Raw genomic sequence first — 15,299 nt, 5'->3', positions numbered from 1 at the left:
TGTGTTTTTAGAAGTCGCAAATATAGCATTTGAATCTGCCTGGGCAATAAATAAGTAAACCGGAGCGCAATAATTTGATTAAAATCAAAAAAAAGGACAAATCAGAATAACCGGGATTTGCCCTTTAATTATAATTATTTATACCCCCAATGCACCTACTCTACTTTGTATCGGTAAACCTGCCTTCCAAGTTCGCCTGCCGCATTAATGCCTTCAATCACCACTTTATAGGTCCCTTTATCATCAGCATTAAAAAAATCAAATTTCACTTTACCTTCGGTCGTAGTTTTTATATTGGGGTTCCAGTAAATGGTTGAACGCAGATCTGCTAACTGCGAATCGTTTTTAGGCGAATCATAACGGGGCGCATAGAACTCTTTAACATAATTAAACCCCCTTGGCGAAACGTTTGCAATTTCGGGACGGTAAGAGCTGCGCACCCCATTTTTAGTAACTATAAGTAAAGAGGCGCCTCCCAAATATGATATCATTGCCCTGCTGGTTCTTACAACCTCTATCCTGGCAACGTCCATAGGGTCAACGGTATTGCCATTAAGTATATCGGATGCTTCGTCAGGGTTATCAATATTTTGCCCATTAAGTATAACACGCATAGCTACCGAAGATCCGCCATCATTTGTAAAAGGCCAGTTCATAACATTTTTATACACGCTAAAAGTTACGCCCTGCAGCCTGCCTTGTAAGCACATAGCAAGCGATGAGCAATTTTCCGGATTTTCAAGAACATAAGTTTGATCGGCATGCCCGGCCGGTACCGTAAACATTCCCTGTGCGGCAAATTGGCTTTGCGGCTTTTTGCCCTTAATATTTACCCCTTTTAATTGTTGCACGCGGTTTAGTTTTCCAAGCTTCTGCAGTTGCCCGGCTTGCCTGGTACTGTTGGCAATAAATTCCTTTTTACTTTCCGTTATATCGGTATTTATATCGCCAATGTTTTTATTAAGTGTCATCCCCTGTACCGATGCCTTATCCATTATTACCTGAACATGGGTACCGTTTTTGGGTGTTCTGCCCTGCACAGTGAATTTTACGCTGTCAGGCAGTATCAGCTTATTAAAACTAAACCTTCCATCAGCATCGGTTATGGTATCCAGCAATATGTTGTTCTTTAAGGAAAACAACGTAACTTTTCCATTTGGTACAGGTTTATTACCAAGGCTTAATAGCTTTCCTGATATCGTGGTATTAACTTTTTCTGCTTTATACCTGGGTGTTGCCGTCTGGCCGGTAAGTATATCCTTCCATACAAATCTCCGGTACCCCTGTGTAAGCATTAGGTTATCCAATGCCTCGTTTACTTCCTCATTTTGTTTTGTGAAGTAATAATTTGGCTTTTCGATGTAACCCTTCAGGTCGGCTGTCAGTAAAATATTTGATAATATGGTGCTTTCATCTGTTTCGTTTACCGGAACTTTACTTTCATCTATAACTGACACCGAAAAACTGCCAACAACCGGTTTGCCTGAGCTGTCATCTGCTTCTGCTTCTATCTCAACCTTTTCCCTTGCCTTGTAACTTTGCCTGGCCGTGTTTATTTTAATCCGCATTTGATCGTTAGCTCTGATAAAGGCTATTCTTTCATTAAGCGGTTCTCCATTATTATTGAACAGGGTATACTGCGCTATACCTGTAGGAAAGTCTTTTTTAGGAATATAAACCGAGGTAGCGGGCCTGTTTATTTTTACTTGCGAAGCATAAAGCATTTCGCCGCCTGATTGTGCAACCAGATTAACCATTGGAGCGGCTTGATATAATTGGGCCGGCGCATTGATCCTCACCAGCAGGGTATCACTCTCGGGATCATTGTATACGGCCAGTACATAACCCGCATCCAGACTTTTAGGTAGATCAACCCTGGTTTCGGAGCCATCCGGATAGGTAATTTTAGCTGTATAACTTTTCCCGGCTTCGGGTATAAAATTGAACCGCCCTATCCCTGCAAAAGCGCTTTTAAAACTGGCTATCTCCCGATTCGTATTATCCGTGATCACTCCTTTCACAGCAACACCAGTCCCGTTAATTCCAACAGCTTTAAAAGCAACACGCGAACTGATCCCGTTAACCAGGCTCCCACCTTCCGGAAAAAATTGTATGTCGCTATGCGAGAGTGCGGCCTTTATAGCAAATATGTTGTTTATTCTCTTCTTATCTGCTGTTTGGATGGTGGTTTGGATATATCCACCCGGTTGCTCGCCGTTTGGTATATCAATACTTATATCTCCGCGGGTATCGGTCTTTACCTTTTTACTTTCAATGATTTTTTTATTGATAACTATTTCATAATTCACTTCCTGTTCAGCAAAAGGATTACCATCCTTGTCTTTATAATTAAGCATTGCTGTAACCACCGGCTTGTTACCAGTTATTTTATACTGATAATTAACTTTAGCGTTCACGTCATTATCAAATCCTTTAATTACAGTAAATGTGCGGTCAAAGAAATAATCGCTTCCTGCATTGCGCATCCATTGTGTGTAGGCACGAATGCGATAATTGCCGTCTGCCAGTGTATCGCTCAATATAAAATCACCTTTGGCTGTGCCTGCTATAACCGGTAACTTAATAGTTTTTTCAACAGAATCTTTTTCAGTGATCAGGTCCACATACAAAGCGCCGCTTAATGCCGATAACTGGTGCCTGCTTCCAACGGTTACATATGCTTTGAACCAAATGGTATCGCCCAGTGAATAATAAGGTTTATCCATATGCAGGTATACTTTTTCCTGTGGGGAGTTTTTTGTCCAGTTAGTTAATGATGCAGCTATTTTGTCAATGGGATCATCAGCCGTAATAAACGCCGGAAGAATTATTAAAAGAAAAAAGGTTACAAAAATGGCCGGAATAAGTTTATTAAACATAGGTTTAGTGTTAAAAACAGCTCACAATAACACCTTTATTATTCGATCTGTTTAAGATTTAGGATATGCTAAATATAATTATAAATTATATTCCTCAATAAATATCCGGAAATGAAAATTCCCCTTAACTCACAAAGATTTAAGGGGAATTTGACTTTACTGTTTCAACCAGACAATTTTCGAGTCGCTTAAGCGCGGGGCGGTTTATTAAATATGGCTTTGGTTGCCGTTAATATTTCGCCGCTTGCTTTATCTTGAATAAAACCTACCACTTCCCAGCTTTCCGAATCAAAACCTTTCGGCAATTTAATAATACCGGCGCCTTTTTTCTCTGGCGTTATATTTAACATTTGTAATCCGCGTACTATTTGCGCGTGAGCTAATGTCCGGCCCTCATTTTCACCACCTTGTATTTTACTGACGGCGTTCTTTTGTACAATAGCAATCAGTAACTGACCTGTGTTGGTTGTTCCGCTTACTTCGTAATTCACTGTAAGTTTATCACCATTTTGTTGTGCCAGCAAGGTTACGCTGGCCACAGGTGCGGTTACTAATGCTCCGGTTATAGCACTACGCAGTGCGGGCTCGTCTGATCCAACATATTCCGATCTTCCATTAACAACAACCTGGGGCGTATAAATGGAGGCATTAAGAAAATGGCTATATGCTCTTTGACGATTGGTATATTCGGCGCTGCTGAAAACATCCTTCCATCCCTGGTGATTCCAATAATCAACGTGGTAAGCCAAAATATAAACGGGTTTGTCTTTTGTCTCTTTTTGGATCCGGGCTAAAAGAGCATCAGCCGGCGGGCAGCTTGAGCAGCCTTCTGAAGTAAACAATTCAACCAGCGCAAATCCCTTTCCATTTGCTATCTGACTATTATTTTTTGCCTGCGTTACTTTATGATTTGCAAACGCTTTAATTGCGAATGCCAAAAGTATAAGACCGGTACTGATTGTTAAAAATTTAATGGACTTCATATTTTTCTGTTTTAATTATCTCAAAAATATGCCGGCTATTGCCGCCTGATGAGTTAAAAAAGGCTGAACCGGACATAATCATAGTTTAAATAGTTGTTTATAGCGGTCGGTATTTTTACCGGTCAATAACTGTCAACTGTAACGATGGCATCGGCAAAGGCCTGCGGGGCTTCCTGAGGTACATCATGACCGATACCTTTCAGAATGATATGTGAATACTTACCTGAGAATTTCTTAGCATACATTTTACCATCTGCAGCCGCGCCGTCAAAATCGCTCGAAATGGTAATGGTGGGTACCGTAATGACCGGGCCTGCAGCAAGGCGTTTTTCCAGCTCGTCATATTTTGATTCGCCTGCAGACAGGCCCAATCTCCAGCGATAATTATCGATAACAATGGCCACATGATCTGGATTGTTGAATGAGGCAGCGGTCCGGTCAAATGTAACATCGTCAAAATCCCATTTTGGTGAAGCAAGTTTCCAGATCAGTTTATTAAAATCGTGACGATTTTCACTGTAACCAAGCTTGCCGCGCTCTGTAGAAAAATAATATTGGTACCACCATCCAAGTTCTGCCTGTGGCGGTAATGGCTGTTGGTTGGCCACCCTGTTAACGATCAAATAACCGCTCACCGAAACCAGGGCCTCGCAACGTTCTGGCCAAAGTGCCGCTACGATATCAGCGGTACGTGCTCCCCAGTCAAAACCAGCCAAAGTGGCTTTTTCAATTTTGAGGGCATCCATCAGGGCTATAACATCAGCCGCAAGCGCCGATTGCTGACCATTTCGCGGAGTTTCGTTAGATAGAAAACGGGTTGTGCCAAAACCGCGCAGGTAAGGAATAATTACGCGATAACCTTTTGATGCCAGCAAAGGTGCTACATCAGCAAAGCTGTAAATGTCATAAGGCCAGCCATGCAGTAAAATAACAACGCGGCCATTAGCCGGACCTACTTCTGCATAACCAATATTAAGAACGCCTGCATTGATCTGTTTTATTGGGCCTAATGATGTATTGGCACCGCTTTTAACCGCGTTGGCAGTTGATGGTTTTTCTGTTGTTGATTGCGCATTAGCATTGCCAAATATCCCAAACTGAATAAGTGCAATGATTATAGCTGCAATGCCTAAAAAACGGTGATGGTTAAATTTGAATTGATTTTTCATTTGATGATTGTTTTAAGTTTTATAATGCTCAAACTTATCTCTTTCATCAACTCGATAACAGTACTATAGAGGTTAACCGGACATTTTGGTTTGCGAGTTAGACACTTTAAATGCCGAACAAACTAACGCGTAAACGTAATTTACCGGTTTTCAAGCCAGTTTAAAAAAACCGGGGCCTTTTCCTTATTGATCAGCAATTTGTCTGGCGTGGGAATAACCAGCTTTACAAATAGCTTCCGCATAAAATAATGTTCCACCTCTTTTATAGCGCTAAAGTTAACGATGTACTGCCTGTTTAATCTAAAAAACTGATCTGGTGACAACTGGCTGCTGATCTGATCAAGCGATTGGTTAACGATATATTCCTGCTGATCAAAACTCATTATGGTAGATAATTCGTTCCTGATGTAAAAAAAGGCTATATTATTGGTAGCTATGGTAATATATTTATTATTCTTAAACACAAGGAAGCTCTTTTTTCCGGATGGCGGAGTAATTTGGGATAATAAGCCGGTGAGGTCGGGCATGATGCTTTGCTGAAAGAAATTCCGCAGTTCATCAACCTTTTTAAATGCGTCAGCTATATCGCTTTTTGAAAACGGCTTAAGCACATAATCCACACCGTTGGCTTTAAACGCTTCCAGGGAGTATTCGTCAAATGCTGTGCAGAAGATGACGGGACAGGCTATCTTAACAGATTTAAAGATCTCAAAACATAAGCCGTCTGAAAGCTGAATATCCATAAACATTACATCTGGCTGCCGGTTTTCAGAAAGATACTTCAATGAGCTTTCAATACTTTGAAGCTTTGCTATTACTTTGGCCTGTGGCCTTACTTCGGTTATAATGTTTTCAAGCGATCTGGCCGCTTTCAGCTCGTCTTCAATTATGATGATATTCATATATCAGCGGGAGTTTAATTTTAAAGGTTTTATCGGTTGTAATGATCTCCGTTTGCTTATCAATCAGATGGCCATACCTCATACTGATATTTTTAAGGCCGACACCCAATGAAGATTCTTCATTTCTTTTTGGTTGCAGCTGGTTTTCTACAACTATATTATCATCTTCCACATAAAGCATAATGTGTAACGGGTGCTCCAATGACACAATGTTGTGTTTAATACAGTTTTCGATTAATAACTGCAAAGTAAACGGTGGAATAAGCGTGCCCAGATACTTGTTGTCAATGGTATTGGTAAAAGTAAAGCCATCCTCAAACCTTGCTTTCAGCAAAAAGATGTAAGCATCTACAATTTCCAGTTCTTCTGACAGATGGACGAGATCTAACTTACGGCTTTCCAATGTAAAACGATAAAAGTTGGCAAGCTTCAGAATAAAATCTACTGAATGTTTGTCTTCCGTTTCTACCATTGACTTTAGCGTATTGAGGCTATTAAACAAAAAGTGAGGATTGATCTGCTGTTTAAGCAGTTCATATTGCGCGCCCAGGTTAGCTGCAGTGGTACGTTCCAACGCTATGTTAACCTGCTGGTTCCTGTAATTTTGATATACCAGGTGCAGGAACATATAAAAAATAAGATTGATAAGTATGCCCCTTACCTCAACCATTAACATTACTGGGCCAAAATTAATATGCGACAATATTAATTGCTGCAACGAGGCTAAACCCAGCATAACCGCCATACCTACCAAAAGGCTGCTTACCAAACGATAGTAAGAGATGGTGCCATTATCGTTTTTTTTATAACTTTTTGGCAGGGTATAAATATTATAATACCACATTGCCAAAGCAAACAGTGAGGTAATCGCCGCGTTTACACTGGCCTCCGCGGCATTAAAATGGCGCTCCGCAATCTGCGGAAGGGAAGACAGCAAACCCAGGAAAATTGAACTGATCCATATAACTGCAGGAGAGACTTTAAAGGTAGTACTTTTCATTTCATTTGAGATATTGGTTTATAAACCAATGATGAGCCAGGTTAAAATACCTTTTATTTCAAATTTTAAGGTTGCTTGTCAATTAAGTTATTTTGCTAAGTTATGGCAAAAGTACGAGTGTTTTACTTTTTGCTTATTTTTAGTAACCACAAGTTACTCCTGCCAATTCGCCTTTTTCCTTCTTTTTACAACACTGATCATTTCACAGTTTTGCGGGTTATTTTCAAAAGGCGCCCTTGAAAGCAATGACATTGAAAACAATGACACAAATCCTATCAGGAACTTGCATTGATTGTATTTACTTAATTTGTTCATGGCATTTTAATTATTATTATTTTAATAAAAGGGCCTGCCAATTAATATTGGCAGGCCCTTTTACCATTTATCGGGTTTTAAACCAAATTAATCACAACGTTTATATTGCCACGTGTCAGCTTAGAATACGGACAAGTTTGGTGTGCGGCTTCTATCAATTCCTGCGCTACTTCGCGATCCAGACCTGGCAAACTTACGTTAAGGCGAGCCTGAAGAAAATAAGCACCACTGGTTATGCCGAGGTCCACTTCGGCATCAATGGCCAGGTCAGCGGGAACAGCAACCTTCATTTTGCGGCCTGCATTCCCAATAGCTCCTTCAAAACATGCTGACCAACCAGCAGCAAAAAGCTGCTCAGGATTTGTGCCCGCGCCATTAGAGCCGGGAGCCGAGTGTTTAACATCAAGATGGCCATCTGAACTGCGCGAAACGCCTTCACGACCGCCTGTGGTGTGTACTTTGGCAGTATATAATACTTTTTCGAGTTGATTTTTTGTGATATCGTCAACAACTTTGATGGTATTCACCGGAGATACTCCAATTACATTATTTTCCATTTTTTTACTTTTTATTGTTATTTGTTTCCTCAAAATTACCATCATAACAGGCTTATCTCAATCACTAACTATGTTAAGCGGACAAACCTCATCCTGAATTAGACATTGACTATGCTGAATATGATTATGGATATTTTTGGCTGGTTATAGATGTACCGATCTCACCGATAAGCATCGGCCGCACAGGCAGGTACCCGTACGCAGATAAGCAGTAATAAAGCAGGAAGATTGGAAATAAGAAGCTAAAGGCGTTTGTCCAGGTGGCTGACAGTTAGTCTTTTTGAGGACAAGCAAGAATCTAATATCCCTTAGCTCTCTAAAATGCGTTTTTTGATAAAAACAATGGTAGACTCAGGCAGATCTGTACCCCCGGTTTGTATAACCTTTCCGTCTGGTTGTATTTCAAGCTCTGCATTCATATTATTATCAATAAAAACGTGCAGCTTGTTTTGTTCTTTTTCTACCCGGCAGGTCAGTTCCCGTTCTGAATAATTGATCTGAAATTCATATTTCCCGTCTTTGTCAGCAGGTGTTGTATCTTTTGGATCGATCATGATATTACTTTTTAGTAAAAGATAAGTTTAGTTCCTGTATTAGTTTGAGGCACACAAACCGGGTTATACGATAGATGCTCCGGTAATTAAATCCAACTTATCTGTATAACAACAGAGTAATCATCGGGTTTGGAAAACTTATACATATTTGGCATGACGAGCCACCCGTTTTAAGATGCATTAAATACCTGTTTAAGAGCACATTTCATTAATAACACATTTCAAAACAACAGATTTAAAATTACTTCAAATGGTCATTGAAAAAATCAATGGTCCGTTTCCAGGCAAGTTCTGCAGCGGCTTTATCGTAACGTGGCGTAGTGTTATTATGAAAACCGTGGTTTACGTTCTCATAAATAAAAGCCTGGTATTTTTTTCCGTGTTCTTTTAAAGCCGCCTCATAAGGTGGCCAGCCTTCGTTGATCCGAGTATCCAGCGCCGCGTAATGCAGCAGCAGGGGCGCTTTAATTTTAGGAACATCAGCAATAGCCGGCTGACTACCGTAAAAAGGGACAGCTGCAGCCAGGTCCGGGATGCGCACAGCCATCATATTTGCTATACCGCCGCCAAAGCAAAAACCTACCACCCCAACTTTACCATTACAGTCTTTATGGTTTTTTAGGTACTCATAGGCAGCTATAAAATCTTCCTCCATCTCTCCTTTGTCCCGTTTGCTTTGCATGGTACGCCCTTCGTCATCATTACCGGGATAACCGCCCAAAGGAGTCAGGGCATCGGGTGCAATTGTAATAAATCCAGCCAGCGCGGCTCTTCTTGCCACATCTTCAATGTACGGATTCAAACCCCGGTTTTCATGAACTACCACTATACCGCCGAGCTTATTTTTCGCATCAGCAGGCTCTGACAGTAACGCCTTGATCGTTCCACCGCCTTTTGGAGATGAATAATTGATATATGTGGATTTTAAGCGGGGATCATCTGGTTTAATTTGAACATTTCCCTGGTAATCGGGCATCAGAAAGCTCATTAGCGCTGACACGGTTAAACCGCCAACCGCATAAACAGATAACTTTTGCACAAATGCGCGACGATCAATCCGGCTATGTGCGTAGTCGTCATACAGGTCAAACACTTCTTGTTTAACGTCTTCTTTACTAATTTGGCTCATATGAGTAGAGGTTTCAATCAAATTTAATTATTCCCAGCAATTGACTTCCCGTTCGGCCTGTAACAGTCTCGTTACCTCAAAATTTTAACAACAAATACTGCGTGATCAAGACAATGTACAACCTATTTTGCAACGAGATACTTTCAACAGGCGAAGCAACACTTTCAACTTTAGATAAACCTTAAAATTAACAGGTTGTTTTTAGCAGAATTTCTCCCGCACATTATCTGTTACACACCACCCACATGATCATGATTTCAGATCATTAAAATATGAAGTAGTTTCCTGGATAATTGACTGCATTAGCTCTTTAGCCCTGGTGTGTTTTAGTATCGGTGCTATTTGCCCGCTCCAAAACAAGATCATATCCCATTTTTGCTGCTCAATAGCCGCCTTCCTGAGCGATGACATCAAAGTAGTTTGCAAAGGAAACGGTAATATTTGTTTTTCCTTACCCACGGTTTCTTTAGCTATCCGGCTGGTAATGCCACGGCCTAATCTGCCGGTAAAGGCACGCGATAGTGTTGTGTGGTTTGCCGCATTGCTAAATAACATTTTCCGGTGAATGGGTAAAGCGTTCGATTCATCTGTAGCTAAAAACGCGGTACCAATTTGAGCGGCGCTTGCGCCCAGGGCCAATGCGGCGGCAACGCCTTTGCTATTGGCAATGCCACCAGCTGCAATGACTGGGGTTTTTACCTTTTCCCTGATCAATTGCACCAGGGCAAATGTGCCGGTAGTAGATGTTTCTGCTGGTGCCAGAAAGGACGGCCGGTGCCCGCCCGCTTCAAAACCAGATGCGATGATCATATCTGCACCTGAATTTTCCAGCACTATGGCTTCATCCAGAGTAGTGGCAGCGCCAACCGTTACGATACCGAGCCTTTTGCATTGTTCCAAAATATCTGCAGACAGCACACCGAACATAAAGCTGAACACTTTTGGTTTTACATCCAATATTACCTGTACCTGGTTTTCAAACCTTGATTTAAAAGGCGCTGGTTTATCAGGAAAAGGAATACCTAACTCATTAAAATATGGCTGGAATAGTTGCCTGGTTTGCCCATATCCTTCCTCCGAAATTATTTCGTCGGCATTATCATGGTCTGATACCCATAAGTTTATATTATAAGGTTTATCAGTTGCAGCTTTGATCTGTTTATCTACTTCAAAAATCTCATCTGGACTTAATGTATACGCACCATAGCCACCGAGCCCGCCCATGTTTGATACTGTAGAAACCAGTTGAACGGTAGAGAGATTGCCGCCAAATGGCCCCTGCAGTATAGGATATTGAATACCAAGTATTTCTGTCGCTTTCGTATTATACCACATAAAAAAGTTTTATTCAGCTACATCGCTGATCATTTTATTAACGATAACCCACTTGCCGCTTATCTTATGGAAAGATAAAAATTCGTCATAATTAAATTCGTACATTTTAACATGTACTTTGGCTACAGCGATAGAGTTAACCACATCTATTGCCAAAATTGTTCCCTTAAATGGCTTCCCTGAGTCTTTAGGGCTTTGGCGATGCGCGACCCCATCCAGGTATTGATCTAATGTTTTGGCATAAGGCTGCCCTTTCACATCTCCAAATAACAGTGTGCCTTTGTTAAAAATGTTACCCAGAACATCGATGTCGCCCTCATAAATACCTTTAAAATAATAATCCTCAAGCGCCTGCCTGATAGTTGCTGAATCTTGCTTATTAGTTTCCATTTTGTTTAATATTATGCTATTATGCCCTGCAGTAATGCAAAGCACAATAGCGTTTAATAAATCTCTTATTAGTTTAGGTTGTGTCCGGCCGCCATGCCGCCGTCCACATTAATAATGGCCCCGTTAATAAAGTTACTTTTGGCAACGGTATAAACAATTTGCGCTATATCATCTACTTCACCCACACGGTTTACCAAATGAAGGCCTGCACTTTCGTCAGCATCATCACCATGCATAGGTGTACGGATAACGCCCGGGGCAATGGTATTAACCCGGATATTTTGCTTGCCAAATTCAGCAGCCAGTTGAATGGTAAGTGCATGTATAGCTCCCTTGCTTGATATTGGCGCTGTAGAGGGTGCTCCACCTAAAGCGTGATTTACCAGCGGTGTGCCAATATTGATGACAACACCATCCTGCTGTTTTAACATTTGCGGAATAACTGCCTGGGTAGTAAAATATGTGCCCTTCAGATTAGTATTCAAAAACTTGTCAAGGTAGGCTTCATCTACTTCTAAAAATGGTTTGGTTTCAAATATGCCGGCGTTGTTTATCAGCACATCTGCTGAACCAAATTTTTCAATGGCCTTTTCAACCAATTTTATTCCTGTATTTTTATCGCTTACACTACCGGCAACTAAAGCCAGGTTTTCACCTGCTCCCAGTTCTTCAAAGGCTTTATATAGCTTATCATCACCTGATGAATTGATGACCACATTATCGCCGTGTTCAAGGAAGTATTTGGCTATTCCAAATCCAATTCCTGATGAGGCGCCGGTTATTATTATTGTTTGCTTTTTCATTGTTTTATTTTTTATCGGCTGTAATGCCCTTTTCTCTTAATACTGATACCTGTTCACCTGCAAAGCCCCAATCGTCAAGATCAATTTCCTGTATTACTACATGAGTTAAATTAGGATCTTTATTTAAGGTGTCGGTGATCAGATCGGTAACACCTTTTATCAGCGTTTGCTTTTGTTCGCGTGTAACACCTTCGCGTGTTATTTCTATTTTTACGTATGGCATGGCTTTAATTTTTAGGCAATGGCTGATACTTCAGCTATCGCGGTGATATTTACATCCAGTTCAAAATCATTATAGATCAGTGTATCGCCCAGATCTTTAAAAAAATTACCTGAACGGAACCTCATTTCATATTTGGTACGATCAACTACTATTCTGCCCGATGCATTTACAGTATCGCCGTTTGTGTTAACTACCGCATCAAAGCCTATTGAATGAGTGATCCCTTTGATAGTCAGGTTGCCTTCAATATGGTTACCGTTAACAGAAATGATCTCAAATATGGCTTCGGGGAATTTTTCAGAAGAAAAGAAATCGGCTGATGCCAAATGACCCGCAAACTGCGCGTTAGTGGCTGGATCGGTAACGTCGAGTATTTTTATGGAGGTAGTATCAATAACAAATTTACCACCGGTTATTTTATCACCAGTAAAGGTCAGTGTACCTTCTTTAACGGCGATGGTGCCATTGTGCGCGCCGGTAACTTTACGACCGGTCCAGTTTATATTGCTTTGTGCGCTTACAATTTCAAAATTTTTAGTTTCCATTTTCTTTGTATTTTATATCAATCACCATTGATCGACAGTACAAAGTACGGCAGGAAATACGGGGTCATTGCGTGATGTACATCACATTCTGTTTAAGGTGTTATTTATGTGATGTACATCACATTTCAAGCATGGTAAAGCCTGCTCAATGTTTCTCTTGATACGCCTAAATAAGCGGCTATCATGTGTTTAGGGACGATATTGTATAGTTCGGGATACTGGTGCAGCAGTTCCTCGTATCTTGCTTTCGCGTCATTGTTCATAAAGGATAATAATCTTTTTTGAGCGGCTACATAACCTTTGTTGGTACGCCAGCGAAAGAAATGTTCAATCTGATGCAGTTCTTTACAAACCTTTTCGCGGTTTTCATTGGAAATATAAAGCACTTCCGAATCTGTGATACAATCAACATTAATTGTTGCTTTTGCCCCACTATACAACGCGTTAAAATCCGATGTCCACCAGGTTGGCATGGCAAATTGCAGGATAAACATCTTCAGGTCATCATTAATGTAAAATGACTTTAAGCATCCTGATAACACAAAGTATTCATAATTAACTGCATCACCTGTAGTAATAATAGCCTGGCCTTTTTTAAAGGATTGATATTTAAAATGCGAAAAGAGATAGGCAAATTCATCATCGGTGAGCGTAATGATTTTGGCGATATGTTGTTTTAGTATCTCTTCGGGCTTCATGTGTGGTTATGAACTTTATAAATTTCCTCTATTAAAATACGGAAGCCACGGGCAGCTTATCTGCAGTTGCGAAGGCCTGGCGATAGCGCGACCGGTATCGGGCTGCGGCACCTGATAACCGCTGTGCTTTGGCTGTTTGATATAACCCGATCAGCGACCAGCCGTTACCGGGATTGGCAACCAGGTCGGCTTGATAAACTTTCTCGGCTTCGGGGACTTTGTTAAGTTTGAGCAGGTAATATCCCAGATATTGCCTTGCAGGGATCAGCCATTCCTGCGGTTCGCGGTATATCAGCCGGTCTTCTTCACTCACGGCTTCCTTTAGGGCATTAATGGCTGCCTCCGTTTTTCCCTCGGCATAAAAAATTTCGCCGGTCAGAATAGCCGCGGCTACCTGGCCGGATTGTTTGGGTTGATTATACGGAGGCCGGCGAACAGCCAGTAAGCTGTCGGTCAGTTGAGTTTTCAGATCTGTCAGGAATTCCCTGGCAGCGGTAATATTGTGTTGACGCACTTGCGCTATTCCTTTAGCAAAATCATCAATTATAAGCGCGTATTTCCAGCTTAAATCTGGTTTGGGCGCCTGCAGGATCTCTTCCCATTTACCCAAACGCACCCAAGCCATAACAGGGGTCATATACACAAACTGTGCATAGGGTTCTTTAGCAAATATGGGTTTCATCGCAATAATGCTATCCCTGGCGCGCAGATAAAGTGGCATACCCTTGGCATACATACCCGCGTTCATAGCGCAATAGGATTGTACGGCAAAAAAATGGATCGGGATGCTTTTGCTCAAATGCAATAACGTAATGGAGTCTTCGCTGCGAAAAACCCGGTAAGCCTCTTCATTAACGGTTACGCCCTTGGCAAAAAGGCCACCGCGTTGATATGCATGGGTAGCCATATGCACCATGTGAGCTACACCCGGCATTAAATCTTTTAACCGATCTGCATAAGCGAGCGAGCGCTCCGGCGTGCGGGAGGCTTCTGTAAGATGGATATAGTAATGAATAGCCGCCGGATTTTTCGGATCAGTTTTCAGCAGGGCTTCTGCATTTGCTACCAGTTCAGGTGTCCAGGGCTGAGGGCTACCGTCTGTATGCCAGAAGTCCCATTTATGACACAACATCCCGGCATCAATATAAAGCGCTTTGATATCCGGATCTGCCGGATATTTACTTGACAGCTTGCGCATAGCAGCAGCATAGCGCAGGTCGAGCTCCTTGCGGTCGGCGTTGGTGAAGTCAGACGAATAACGTTGCTGCATGGCATTGAACAGGTCATTTTCCCTGGCATCAGTACCCGTGTTGGCTTTTTGCAGGGCCAGCAGTACACCCGGCACTTCTTTACTCATTTGGTAATTGTAATTATTATAAAAAGGGCCTAATGCCAGCGCCTGCCCCCAATAGGCCATGGTGCAGTTACGGTCAAAGCGGGCAGCTTCTTTAAAGGATGCAAGTGCCTCAGAAAAATGATAGCCGTAATAAAAAGAAAGCCCCTGGTCAAAATAATGCTGGGCACTGTCAGATGAGGTATGAATGCGGTAATGATGATGACCAACGCCCGGCATAATAGAGATGAATTTGCCGTTAGGTCCGGGGCGTATCAAGGGATAATCTACACCGCCGCAAACCGCCACGTTGTAACCGGGTGCCAGTAAATACTGCGAAGGATTGTTTTTCACGGCACCGGTAAATACCCAAATAATGACCAACGAGAGCAGTGCTTTTTTCATGATCGGTTATTTGAGACTAATTTACAAATTATTTAAAGAAAAGTTAACCCACCGCCAACGTAAAACGCTAACCTCGAAA

Annotated in this window: 16 protein-coding genes; all 16 read right to left on the bottom strand. The window is 41.6% G+C overall.

The genetic code is table 11. The features are described 5' to 3' along the window. Window positions 1–155: 155 nt before the first annotated feature. The gene (locus J2W55_RS06200) at window positions 156–2,879 is read right to left on the bottom strand and encodes a carboxypeptidase-like regulatory domain-containing protein (protein WP_310093160.1); all 2,724 of its coding nucleotides are present in this window, start codon (window positions 2,877–2,879) and stop codon (window positions 156–158) included. 188 nt (window positions 2,880–3,067) lie between these two features. After that, window positions 3,068–3,862, bottom strand: coding sequence for a DUF1223 domain-containing protein (locus J2W55_RS06195; protein WP_310093159.1), 795 nt, complete (start codon window positions 3,860–3,862; stop codon window positions 3,068–3,070). A gap of 122 nt (window positions 3,863–3,984) precedes the next feature. Further along, window positions 3,985–5,031 carry an alpha/beta fold hydrolase gene (locus J2W55_RS06190; protein ID WP_310093155.1) on the bottom strand — a complete coding sequence of 349 codons (1,047 nt, stop codon included), beginning with the start codon at window positions 5,029–5,031 and terminating at the stop codon, window positions 3,985–3,987. A 140-nt stretch (window positions 5,032–5,171) separates the two neighbouring features. Further along, a complete protein-coding gene (locus J2W55_RS06185; RefSeq protein ID WP_310093153.1) occupies window positions 5,172–5,933 on the bottom strand; it encodes a LytR/AlgR family response regulator transcription factor in 762 nt (253 codons plus the stop codon). Continuing rightward, a complete protein-coding gene (locus J2W55_RS06180) occupies window positions 5,914–6,933 on the bottom strand; it encodes a sensor histidine kinase (RefSeq protein WP_310093151.1) in 1,020 nt (339 codons plus the stop codon). The genes J2W55_RS06185 and J2W55_RS06180 overlap by 20 nt, the downstream gene beginning before the upstream one ends. A gap of 153 nt (window positions 6,934–7,086) precedes the next feature. After that, on the bottom strand, window positions 7,087–7,248 hold the full coding sequence (locus J2W55_RS06175; RefSeq protein WP_310093150.1) for a hypothetical protein: 162 nt from the start codon (window positions 7,246–7,248) through the stop codon (window positions 7,087–7,089). Window positions 7,249–7,325: 77 nt separating this feature from the next. Beyond that, window positions 7,326–7,805: an organic hydroperoxide resistance protein gene (locus J2W55_RS06170; RefSeq protein WP_310093148.1), complete on the bottom strand. Its 480-nt coding sequence runs from the start codon at window positions 7,803–7,805 to the stop codon at window positions 7,326–7,328. A 308-nt stretch (window positions 7,806–8,113) separates the two neighbouring features. Further along, window positions 8,114–8,359, bottom strand: coding sequence for a hypothetical protein (locus J2W55_RS06165; protein ID WP_310093145.1), 246 nt, complete (start codon window positions 8,357–8,359; stop codon window positions 8,114–8,116). A 241-nt stretch (window positions 8,360–8,600) separates the two neighbouring features. Beyond that, window positions 8,601–9,488, bottom strand: a complete 888-nt coding sequence (locus J2W55_RS06160) for a dienelactone hydrolase family protein (protein ID WP_310093143.1) — start codon at window positions 9,486–9,488, stop codon at window positions 8,601–8,603. 249 nt (window positions 9,489–9,737) lie between these two features. Beyond that, complete coding sequence (locus tag J2W55_RS06155) at window positions 9,738–10,823, bottom strand: NAD(P)H-dependent flavin oxidoreductase (protein WP_310093141.1); 1,086 nt, start codon at window positions 10,821–10,823, stop codon at window positions 9,738–9,740. A gap of 9 nt (window positions 10,824–10,832) precedes the next feature. Then, window positions 10,833–11,213, bottom strand: coding sequence for a nuclear transport factor 2 family protein (locus tag J2W55_RS06150; protein WP_310093139.1), 381 nt, complete (start codon window positions 11,211–11,213; stop codon window positions 10,833–10,835). Between the two features lie 68 nt (window positions 11,214–11,281). After that, window positions 11,282–12,016 carry an SDR family NAD(P)-dependent oxidoreductase gene (locus tag J2W55_RS06145; protein ID WP_310093137.1) on the bottom strand — a complete coding sequence of 245 codons (735 nt, stop codon included), beginning with the start codon at window positions 12,014–12,016 and terminating at the stop codon, window positions 11,282–11,284. 4 nt (window positions 12,017–12,020) lie between these two features. Further along, entirely contained in the window at window positions 12,021–12,239 is a 219-nt protein-coding gene (locus J2W55_RS06140) for a tautomerase family protein (RefSeq protein ID WP_310093135.1), read from the bottom strand. An 11-nt stretch (window positions 12,240–12,250) separates the two neighbouring features. Further along, window positions 12,251–12,784: a YceI family protein gene (locus tag J2W55_RS06135; RefSeq protein WP_310093134.1), complete on the bottom strand. Its 534-nt coding sequence runs from the start codon at window positions 12,782–12,784 to the stop codon at window positions 12,251–12,253. A 125-nt stretch (window positions 12,785–12,909) separates the two neighbouring features. Continuing rightward, window positions 12,910–13,482 carry a Crp/Fnr family transcriptional regulator gene (locus J2W55_RS06130; RefSeq protein WP_310093132.1) on the bottom strand — a complete coding sequence of 191 codons (573 nt, stop codon included), beginning with the start codon at window positions 13,480–13,482 and terminating at the stop codon, window positions 12,910–12,912. A 31-nt stretch (window positions 13,483–13,513) separates the two neighbouring features. Further along, window positions 13,514–15,220: a tetratricopeptide repeat protein gene (locus J2W55_RS06125; RefSeq protein WP_310093130.1), complete on the bottom strand. Its 1,707-nt coding sequence runs from the start codon at window positions 15,218–15,220 to the stop codon at window positions 13,514–13,516. Window positions 15,221–15,299: the final 79 nt, after the last annotated feature.

Origin of the sequence: Mucilaginibacter pocheonensis, assembly GCF_031456535.1 — a bacterium.
Classification (GTDB): Bacteria; Bacteroidota; Bacteroidia; order Sphingobacteriales; family Sphingobacteriaceae; genus Mucilaginibacter; species Mucilaginibacter pocheonensis.
Note: the sequence above shows the minus strand (reverse complement) of the source record. Positions and strands in the feature narration are given on the sequence as shown.